General features: G+C 45.6%; 7 protein-coding genes. All 7 read left to right on the forward strand.

Annotation, left to right across the window (positions count from 1 at the left end; all coding sequences use genetic code 11):
• Positions 1-553, forward strand: a 553-nt coding sequence (locus tag VK541_RS14500) for a sulfite exporter TauE/SafE family protein (protein ID WP_324371034.1), incomplete at its 5' end; no start/stop codon positions are given.
• Between the two features lie 2 nt (positions 554-555).
• Positions 556-1260, forward strand: a complete 705-nt coding sequence (locus VK541_RS14505) for a phosphoadenylyl-sulfate reductase (RefSeq protein WP_324371035.1) — start codon at positions 556-558, stop codon at positions 1258-1260.
• A gap of 14 nt (positions 1261-1274) precedes the next feature.
• Positions 1275-2180 (forward strand): sulfate adenylyltransferase subunit CysD, encoded by a 906-nt coding sequence (gene cysD / locus VK541_RS14510; RefSeq protein ID WP_324371036.1) that lies wholly within the window; start codon positions 1275-1277, stop codon positions 2178-2180.
• On the forward strand, positions 2180-3430 hold the full coding sequence (locus VK541_RS14515) for a sulfate adenylyltransferase subunit 1 (protein WP_324371037.1): 1251 nt from the start codon (positions 2180-2182) through the stop codon (positions 3428-3430). Before cysD ends, VK541_RS14515 begins: the two co-directional genes overlap by 1 nt.
• A 258-nt stretch (positions 3431-3688) precedes the next feature.
• Positions 3689-6220 (forward strand): galactose oxidase, encoded by a 2532-nt coding sequence (locus tag VK541_RS14520; protein ID WP_324371038.1) that lies wholly within the window; start codon positions 3689-3691, stop codon positions 6218-6220.
• 149 nt (positions 6221-6369) lie between these two features.
• On the forward strand, positions 6370-9588 hold the full coding sequence (locus VK541_RS14525) for a SusC/RagA family TonB-linked outer membrane protein (RefSeq protein WP_324371039.1): 3219 nt from the start codon (positions 6370-6372) through the stop codon (positions 9586-9588).
• A gap of 5 nt (positions 9589-9593) precedes the next feature.
• A partial coding sequence (locus VK541_RS14530) for a SusD/RagB family nutrient-binding outer membrane lipoprotein (protein WP_324371040.1) occupies positions 9594-10133 on the forward strand: 540 nt, incomplete at its 3' end.

Below are 10133 nucleotides of genomic sequence, written 5' to 3' on the forward strand. Positions count from 1 at the left end.
GCTGTTCAGGTTGCTGCTCATCCCGGGTATCGCGGGTGCGGTTACCGGAGCTTATTTATTGTCATCGCTGGAGCATTATAGCGCATATACCAAGCCTGTGGTGTCTTTATATACATTGATACTGGGTTTTGTGATCCTTTCCAAAGCTTACCAGTCTAAAGTAAAAAGAACCGGCAAGAACGGAAAGATCAAGAAGATCTCTTTACTGGGATTGTTTGGTGGTTTTGTAGATGCTGTAGGTGGCGGTGGCTGGGGTTCTATTGTATTGTCAAGCCTGATCGCCGGGGGCAGAAATGCCAGGTTCTCTCTGGGAACGGTAAAGATCACCCGGTTTTTTGTGGCGCTGATGAGCTCACTGACCTTCATCACCATGCTGAACGGCGCACACTGGGAAGCGGTAGCAGGTCTGGTGATCGGCAGTGCGCTGGCGTCGCCGATAGCTGCGAAGGTGTCCAATAAGATCTCTGCGAAAACCATTATGGTTTCAGTAGGTATTCTCGTAATTTTGGTGAGCCTGCGCAGTATTATAAACTTTATCCTCAAAATAATATAGTCATGAAGGAGAAATTGGAAGAAATAGCAGAAAAAATAAGAGGACTTGACCCGGTTGATGCGTTAAAACATTTCGCAGCCCAATACCCTGGACAGATCGTTTTTTCAACAAGTTTTGGCTGGGAGGATCAGGTGATCACACACATGATCTTTGCAAATGATATTCCTATTGAGGTTTTTACACTCGAAACAGGAAGGTTGTTTCCGGAAACTTACTATGTTTGGAACCGGACGCTTGAAATTTATAACAAACCGATCAAAGCTTATTTCCCGCAGGCGGAGGCGGTACAGGCTATGGTCAACAAAAAAGGCCCGAGCAGTTTTTATGAGTCTGTGGAAAACAGGAAGGAATGCTGTGGGATCCGTAAGGTTGAGCCGTTAAAAAGAGCTTTGAACGGTAATAAGCTTTGGGTCACAGGCATCAGGTCAGAACAATCCCTGAACCGGCATGATATGACGGATCTGGAATGGGATGAGCAAAATCAGATGGTCAAGTTTCACCCGATCTTCTACTGGTCGCTGGATGAAGTGAAGGCTTACATTAAAAAGAACAATATCGTTTACAATACATTACATGACAAGGGTTTTCCAAGTATTGGATGTGCGCCTTGCACCAGGGCAGTGAGGGAAGGTGAAGACTTCAGGGCGGGCCGCTGGTGGTGGGAAGATCAGTCGAAAAAGGAATGTGGTTTACATGCCACAACGTAATTGCAAAACAGAAAATGAGTAAGTATAATTTAGATTATTTAGACGAATTAGAGGCCGAGGCGATTCACATTATGCGTGAGGTAGCGGGGCAGTTTGAAAAACCGGCCCTGTTGTTTTCGGGTGGTAAAGATTCGATCACTTTGGTAAGGCTTGCTGAAAAGGCATTCAGACCTGGTAAATTTCCTTTTCCTTTGGTACACATTGATACCGGGCACAATTTTGAGGAAACCATCACTTACAGGGATAAGATGGTGGCGCGTATCGGTGAAAAACTGATCATAGGTCATGTTCAGGATTCTATTGATCAGGGCAAGGTGGTGGAGCAAACTGGCAAAAATGCGAGTAGAAATGCTTTGCAGACGGTGACTTTGTTGGATACGATTGCGCTGCATAAATTTGATGCCTGTATTGGAGGTGCCCGCAGAGATGAGGAAAAAGCACGCGCCAAGGAGCGGATCTTTTCTGTAAGGGATGAATTCGGACAGTGGGATCCTAAACGCCAGCGACCTGAGCTTTGGAACATCTACAACGGTAAGATCCATAAAGGTGAAAACGTGCGGGTATTCCCGATCAGCAACTGGACGGAACTGGACGTTTGGAACTACATCAAGAGGGAAAAAATTGAATTGCCTTCTATCTATTTTGCACACAACCGGGATGTGATCACCCGTAACGGACAGCTGATGGCGGCATCTCCATTCTTGAACATGGATGATGAGGACATCGTAGAACATAAAATGGTAAGGTTCCGCACAGTGGGGGACATGAGCTGTACTGCTGCGGTTGAATCGGATGCTGATCAGCTGGATGACATTATCGCTGAGATCAGCGCATCAAAAATTAGTGAACGCGGAGCCCGCATGGACGATAAAGTTTCGGAAGCTGCTATGGAAGACCGCAAAAAAGGAGGATACTTTTAATGAATATACTTAAATTTTTTACTGCCGGAAGTGTTGATGATGGCAAGAGTACGCTGATAGGCAGGTTGTTGTACGATACGGATTCTATTTTGGCGGATCAGCTGGAGGCTTTGCAGTCCAGCAACCGCAAGAATGATGATGGGTCTATCGATCTGGCGATTTTAACGGATGGCCTGAGGGCGGAGCGTGAGCAGGGAATTACGATCGATGTGGCTTACAAGTATTTCCAGACGGATAAGCGCAAATTTATCATTGCTGATACCCCGGGACATATCCAGTATACCCGTAATATGGTGACGGGTGCTTCTACAGCGAAGCTGGCTATCTTATTGATCGATGCCCGAAATGGTGTGGTTGAACAGACCATCAGGCATTCTTACCTGGTATCGCTACTGGGTTTGGAGCATGTGGTGGTATGTTTGAATAAAATGGATATGGTGGATTACAGTGAGACGGTGTATACTGCCATCACTGATAAATATAAAGCACTTGCTGCTGATCTGAATTTGAAAGATGTAACCTTTATACCGGTTAGTGCTTTGAAAGGAGATAATGTGGTGAATGAATCTGAACACATGCCCTGGTATAAGGGACGCAGTTTGTTGCATTTTCTGGAGACTGTAGATGTGGAATCAGGACCCAGGTATAACCTTGCCCGTATGCCGGTGCAATGGGTGGTGAGGCCGCAAACAGACGAGCTGCACGATTACCGCGGATATGCCGGAAGGATCCTTAGCGGTTCATTCAATGTAAATGACCGGGTTACGGTTTTGCCGTCAGGTACGAGCTCGGTGATTGACCGTATCGAGATCTTTGACCAGCACCCTGCGGAAGCGCATGCAGGTCAGTCGGTTACGCTCCATTTGAAAGACAATATTGACATCAGCAGGGGTGATGTACTGGTGAACTCTGATCACCTTCCTTTGAACTCTCAGCTGATAGAGGCTGATGTGTGCTGGATGGATGCCCGCCCGCTGGATGAAAGCATTACTTATTTATTGCAGCATAACAGCAAGATAACCAAATGTAAGATCCGGGAGATCGTCTATAAAGTCGACATCAACACTTTGGAAAAACAGGATGCGTTTGATTTTAAACTCAACGACATTGGCCGTGTGGTATTGAAAACTGCGGATGCGCTTGCGTTTGATCTGTATACTGAAAATAAAGCCAATGGTGCTGCGATATTGATTGACAGCAGGACTAATCTGACTGCAGCTGCGCTGATGTTCAGGGCGGTAGTGGATTAGTTTGTATCTCGCTTAAGGGAAAAAAACGGATATACTATTCGCAGGCTGGACCTTGTCCTGAAGAAGGACAAATCCTATGCCTGCTCTTAGTACATTCGTTTTTTTGTTGGGTGCTTAATTTGAAGCGGCTAATAATTGTTATTGTGCGCTGAGGTTCCGCAATCCCGAATTTTAAGGTTATGGGCCAACTCAGATGAAACACAATGCCGGACTTTTTATATCTTAGTGCCAATTAACCAATCGCGACCGGTACATAAAATGAGACACATTCTGTCTGTTATACTTCTTTTATCCTTAATCACATTTGGCAGGGCGTCCGGGCAGTCTTATGGCCTGGGCTTTTATAGTCATGAAGTGGTTCAGGACCAGAGAACGGGACTGGACCTGAGCCCTGGTAAAACTTTGTGCTTTGAGAAAGGTTTTGAGATTGAATTTGACCTGTCGTTCCTTCCGGGACGCAGTGATTATTTTGGTTATATTGCCCGGTTTGTAGGCAGCAACAATCAGAACATTGATTTTATTTATGACAAAAAGCTGGAAGAAAAACAGCATTTTAAAATCATTATCGGCGACCGGTTTTCCAACATCGCTTTTAACATCTCTAAAGATGTCCTGTTCAGGAACTGGAATAAGGTAAAGTTCAGTTTTGATTTTGAACGCAAAACGCTGCGGGTTTCTTCAGGAACTTATACCGCTTCAACCCGGATCGATGTAAAAAGGAAGGATTGTTTTAAGGTGCTATTTGGAACCAATGAATATCTTGGTTTTAAAACCAATGACGTGCCGCCGATGAAGATAAGAAATATCGGTATTTATGAACAGGGCACAAAAAAATACTTGTGGCCTCTTGATGAATTTCAGGGTTCGGAGGCAACTGAAAAAATAAACGGGCAATCTGCTTCAGTGTTGAATCCTTTGTGGATCAAAAAGCTGCATTACGACTGGCAACTGGTTGGTGCCGGGTATATGGAGGGGCAGCTCAGCATCGCCTTTGATAAAAAAGAGGAGATTTTGTTTATAGTTGGGCCTGATTCCCTGGTGAGGTACCGGGTCAAAGCCGAGCGACTTGATACTGTGAAATACACCTCCGGCAGACAGAACCTGATGCGGGGAAATCAATCCCTGTACGACAATGAAAAGGGCAAATTGATCAATTTCTATTATGATCAGCGGAAAGTAAGTCTTTTTGATACCGTAAAAAGGAGCTGGTCGAAGAATTTTGCGGTTACTGAGGTCACCTATTTCTGGCATTTGAACAAGTTTTATTTGCCGGAAGATACATCGTTGTACATTTTTGGCGGTTATGGTCATTTCGTCTATAAGAACCAGATCGAACGCTATCATTTTCCAACGGATTCCTGGCAGAAAATAAAGGTTTCCGGAGATACACTTGTTCCCCGCTATCTTGCTGCGCTGGGAAGTTCCGGTCATGGCGCCTATCTGCTTGGTGGCTATGGCAGTTCTACCGGACAGCAAATGCTGAACCCCAGGAATTTATATGACCTGTTGTATTTTGATGCTGGCAAAAACACCATCAGAAAGATATATGACCTGAAGATCACCGGAGAGGATTTTGTATTCGCGAATTCGCTAGTCGTCAACGAAAAAGAAAAAACCTATTATGGACTTGTATTTCCAAAGCACAAGTACAAGTCAAATATTCAGCTGGTTGAGGGTTCACTGGACAAACCAGAGTTTAAAAGACTGGGCAGCCAGATACCCTATTTGTTTCATGACATCAGCTCTTTTGCGGACCTCTATTACTGTCCGGAAAGCAAGCGCTTTCTGGCCGTGACCTTGTTTACCGATGATAAGGGCAGGACCAATTACAGCATTTACAGTCTTTATAGCGCTCCAATTGCGCATCTTGTGGCCGAAATGCCCGCCAAAAGTTTTGGCTATTTATATATCGCAGCATTGGCTTTGCTGCTCATTGGCATTGTGGTGTTGTTGTACAGACGGCTTAAACCGGCTGCAGTGATCCTGCCTCCAGGAGATGTCAGGGTGCCCGGGCAAACGGAGCCAGCTGTTGCGGATTTACCGGCTGTACATAGAAATTCTGTTTTCCTTTTTGGGGACATGCAGGTCTTTGACCGTTCCGGAACGGAGATCACCAAGCAATTTACCCCGCTGATCAGAGAACTTTTCCTGGTCATACTCCTGTATACCATCAGGTGGGAGCGGGGCATCAGCTCGGATAAATTAAAAGAGCTGCTCTGGATGGACAAGTCTGTAGAAAGCGCGAGAAATAACAGGTCAGTAAATATAGCCAAGCTGAAAAGTATTCTGGAGAAGGTCGATGATTGCGAAATATCTATGGAGACGGGGTACTGGCGCATCAATTTCAAGGACAAGGCCGCCTATGTGGATTACCAGGAATATTTTAACATTGTCAATTCTAAAAAGGAAATCAGCAGGGATAGGATCGGAAAACTGGTCAGGATTATAAAAAGAGGAAGCTTTCTTTCGACAACGGCTTACGAATGGATGGATCCGTTCAAATCGGAAATATCCAATGAGATTATCGATGCCTATCTCCATTTTGCCCGGTCTGTCCAGATCCAGGAAGATCCCGAGCTCCTGATTGAAGTGGCCAATTATGTCTTCTACTTTGATTCTGTCAACGAAGAGGCAATGACGGTCAAATGCAAGGCGTTGGTACACCTGGGCAAGCATTCTCAATCCAGGAATACCTATGAGAATTTTTGCAAGGAGTACAAACTCCTTTATGGCGATGACTTTACAAAGCGCTTTAGTGATGTACTCGGCTCCAATCTGAACGATATCTGAGCGCAGACTGCTTAATCTCAGGATAGTTTAAATATTTATTGATAAAATGAGCACTTATGGCGGTTCATTAATCGTTTGTTATGTTTTTTTTAATCGCAGCAGGCCAATTTTGGTTCTGCGAATAGCAATTAAACCAAATACAAACGAATATGAAATCAACCTTACTCATGCTTATGATGGCTTGCTGTATGGCCTTTCCGGCTTATGCACAGAACATCATAAAGGGAAGAGTTCTGGATGAAACCGGTAAAGGTCTGCCGGGAGCATCTGTTTCCCTGAAAGAATCAACAACCAGGGTAGCCACCGACGGAGACGGAGCGTTTAGCATCAGTGTGCCCAACACTAGTTCCGCTGTTCTGATCGTTGCTTACATCGGTTATAAGCCTCAGACCATATCAGTTGACGGCAAACAAAACCTGACCATTAATTTACTGCAGGATGCTTCCAGCCTCAACGAGGTGGTCGTGACCGCTTTGGGGATTTCAAGGGAATCGAAATCCCTGGGCTATGCCAGGCAGAAAGTGGATGTGGGCGAAATGACCGAGGCCAGGGATCCGAACATCATCAATATGCTGAGCGGAAAGGTCGCTGGTCTTCAGATCACGACTAGCGGACAACCCACAGGCTCTACCCGGGTAGTACTGCGTGGGGTCAATTCCCTGACAGGAAACAATGAACCGCTTTGGGTTGTGGACGGTATACCGATAGACAACTCGTCCGGCCAGCGTGGAAACCTGGATTATGGAAGCGGGGCCAGCGTGCTGAACCCGGATGACATCGAAAGTATGGAGGTACTCAAGGGGCCAAATGCTGCGGCATTGTACGGTTCGATGGCCGCCAATGGTGCCATATTGGTCACTACCAAAAAAGGGAAGGCGGGTAAAAATTTTGGCATCAGTGTAAACTCAAACTTTATGGCAAGTGCCATTACCGAGCTCCCTGCCTATCAAAATGTTTATGGAGAGGGCAACGCCGGAAGGTATGTTCAGGACCTGAACAATATCGACCCGGCCCTGGGTGTATACATTATGGGAAAAACCGACCGTTCATGGGGAGCCCCCCTGCTTGGACAGCCCTATGCCAGTTATGCTGGAGTAGTGCGCGGTTACGTCCCTCAGCCTGACAACGTTAAAGATCTTTATCATTCTACACTAACGGGCACACAGAACATTGCACTGAGTAAAGCTGATGAGACCTCATCCATACGGATGTCCTATACTTTTACAGATGGGAATGATGTGCTCCAAAAGCAAAACATTGTTAACAAGCACAATTTTGCGCTCAACGCTTCAAAGAATTTTAAGCCCTACCTTAAAGTGGAAACCCGTTTGCAATACGCAAATGAAGACGTTCAAAACAGGACATACCGGAACATGGACAGCAATAGTCCGATGAACGCTTATATTTTTATGATCAGGAGCGTAAGCCCTTCAGACCTGAGTCCATGGGAAGATGCGAACGGAAATTCGTTTGCCTATACCAACAGGGGCGGATACGAAAATCCATACTGGTCGATTAATGAAAATTCAAACAATGACCGGAAAAATCGCTTAATAGGCGGAGTAACTGCCACTCTGGGCATCACCAAAGATTTAAAGTTCAGGTCTCAGATTGCTTCGGATATGAATTTTGGGACCGGCTATACCTTTACGGAAAAAGGAGGTGCGATTTCCAAAACGGGGTCTTATTCTGAGTTTACCCAGAACAATCAAAACTGGAACACAGAAGGCTTATTGATGTATGCTAAAAAGATCTCCAAGTTTTCTGTTTCTGCAAACTTGGGCGGCAACATCCGGACTGGTAAAAACTACAGGACCGAGGCAAGAAGTACCGCGCTTGCGGTGCATGACATGATCAGCATCAGCAACACCTCGGTAACCCCGCTGGCCTCCGAGCAACTGGACAGGTACATCGTCAATTCCGTTTTCGGTACTGCGACGTTTGGCTATAACGATTATTTATTTGTGGATGTAACAGGCAGAAATGACTGGTCTTCCACTCTTCCAAGATCAAACTGGTCATTTTTCTATCCTTCGGTAAGTGGAAGTTTAGTGTTGTCTGAGTTGTTTAAAGTGCCTAAAGAGATTTTAACCTTTGGAAAGTTCAGGGCCTCGATAGCCAAGGTAGGTAATGCCACAAGTCCAAATAACCTGAACTCCGCATTCAACTATGGAGGAAATTTCCTGGGCAACTCCTGGGTCGCTATGGACACCAAACTAAAAGACCCCAACCTGAAGCCGGAGGAAACCACTTCAGCAGAGCTGGGAATAGATCTGAAGTTCTTCAACGGACGGCTTACCTTTGATGCTACTGCTTACCGCTCTTCTTCGGTAAACCAGATTTTTGAGGCAGCAGTACCTGTGGAAACGGGCTATACCAGGGCCGTTGTAAATGCCGGCGAGATCCAAAACAGAGGATTGGAATTTACGGTTTCGGGAACCGCGGTCTCCACCAAAGATTTCTCCTGGGATGTCAACGCCAACTGGTCGGTCAACCGCAATAAGGTCGTTTCGCTATCACCGGGAATCAACAGGTTTCAGCTCGGAGGCTGGTTTCAGATGTCTGTGAATGCTGATGTTGGCAAGCCGATCGGTTCTATAAGGGGTAATGACCAGTACAGGGCAAGTACGGGAGAAGTAATCATTAAAACGGATAGCGGTCAGCCTTATTATGATCAGAATGTGTACTTAGGGAACTTCCTGCCGGACTGGCTGGGCTCAATTGGCTCGACATTCAAGTATAAAAACTTTGACCTCAATTTCAACATCGCGATAAAAAAAGGCGGGGATATCTATTCAGTCGGAAATCACAAAGCAAACGTGGCCGGAAATACAGTTGCCAGCCTCATGGGCAGGGATGAATACCTGTTCAGTAACATCATTCTGGGTGAATCAGGTAATGAAATGAAGGGTACCACCCAGCTGAACAATTTACCTTATCCGGATGCTGAGCGGCTAAAAGGCGTCAAATTTGAAGGTTTTTATCCGCTGCTGGACGCCAGCGGTAAGGTGGTGCTGGATGCCAATGGGCGGATGGTCCCCGGACAGCGGGCAGATTTTAATGTACAGCCACAGGGATACTGGCAGTATATGGATTTTAATATGCACGACAACACTTTTGATGCTTCCTATGTAAAGCTCAATCAGGTGATCTTTGGATATACCCTGCCCAACAAATGGCTGAGTAAAACCCCGTTCCAGAATGCCAAGTTGTCACTGGTCGGAAGAAATCTCTGGACCATTTATAAAAATACTCCTAATGGCATAGACCCGGAATCAGCAAACTCATCGGGTAACGCGCAGGGTATCGAAATGGGAGGCTCACTTCCCTACGCCACTTATGGTTTTGATTTTAAAATCTCATTCTAAAAGACATGAAAAAGATATTATATATACTAAGCGTAATCCTGGCCGGGACATTTCAGTCCTGTACCAAGAACTTTGAAGAGACCAATAAAAACCCGAACCAGTTCAATTCTCCGGATGCTGAAGCGATATTTACCGGCGTGGCCAAAGCGACGGTGGATCAGATGGAACGGAACAACTACCTTTTTTTCTGGACTTATTCCAACTTCTTTGCGATAGACGGAGGGACCGCAAGATATGGCTCCGGCGACGATACCAACTGGCAACAGATGTATGTGAACGTCCTGGGCAACATCAACCAGCTAAAAAAAAGGTATAAAGACAATCCTCAGTATGCCAACCGCATACAGATTGCCGAAATCTGGGAATGCTATGCCTATTCTTATCTGGTCGGTATTTATGGCCCGATCCCCTACAGCCAGGCCATGATGACCAATACGCCGATTATTGAATTTGATGACGAGAACACAATCTATGCGAGCTTACTGGAACGTTTGAAAAAAGCGGCTGATGGTCTTAAACTGACTGGTGCAGATACTTTTACGCCT

Source organism: Pedobacter sp. (assembly GCF_035317785.1).
Taxonomy (GTDB): Bacteria; Bacteroidota; Bacteroidia; order Sphingobacteriales; family Sphingobacteriaceae; genus Pedobacter.

Excerpts from the sequence above, each read along its gene's own strand:
- VK541_RS14505 (WP_324371035.1), top strand. The coding sequence starts at position 556 with ATGAAGGAGAAATTGGAAGAAATAGCAGAAAAAATAAGAGGACTTGAC.
- cysD (WP_324371036.1), top strand. The coding sequence starts at position 1,275 with ATGAGTAAGTATAATTTAGATTATTTAGACGAATTAGAGGCCGAGGCG.
- VK541_RS14515 (WP_324371037.1), top strand. The coding sequence starts at position 2,180 with ATGAATATACTTAAATTTTTTACTGCCGGAAGTGTTGATGATGGCAAG.
- VK541_RS14520 (WP_324371038.1), top strand. The coding sequence starts at position 3,689 with ATGAGACACATTCTGTCTGTTATACTTCTTTTATCCTTAATCACATTT.
- VK541_RS14525 (WP_324371039.1), top strand. The coding sequence starts at position 6,370 with ATGAAATCAACCTTACTCATGCTTATGATGGCTTGCTGTATGGCCTTT.